The sequence below is a fragment of the Pseudomonas sp. BJa3 genome (assembly GCF_026343815.1).
Lineage (GTDB): Bacteria > Pseudomonadota > Gammaproteobacteria > Pseudomonadales > Pseudomonadaceae > Aquipseudomonas > Aquipseudomonas soli.
This window is the reverse complement of the sequence record NZ_JAOXMC010000303.1, coordinates 1-261: the sequence shown is the minus strand read 5'-3', so window position 1 is coordinate 261 and position 261 is coordinate 1. Positions and strand designations below refer to the sequence as shown.

The following is a 261-nucleotide window of genomic DNA, read 5'->3' as shown; positions in this document are numbered from 1 at the left end:
CGGCAGTTGGGCGCCGACCAGGTGTTCATCGACGACGGCGAACTCTGCGCGTCGATACTCGCGGCGGCGCCGGAAGGCGTGGACGCCGCGCTCGAGGTGGTCGGCGCGCCAACCCTGCGCGACAGCGTCCGCTGCCTGCGCCCGTTCGGCTCGGTGTGCGTGATCGGTCTGCTCGGCGGCCCTCCGTTGCTCGAACAGTTCCAGTTGATGCAGGACCTGCCCGGCGCGACCCGCCTGAGCTTCTTCCCCAGCGGCCTGCTC

General features: G+C 71.3%; 1 protein-coding gene. It reads left to right on the top strand.

What is annotated here, in order from left to right; genetic code table 11:
• Window positions 1–261, top strand: a 261-nt coding sequence (locus OH705_RS27800) for a zinc-binding dehydrogenase (RefSeq protein WP_267303508.1), incomplete at both ends; no start/stop codon positions are given.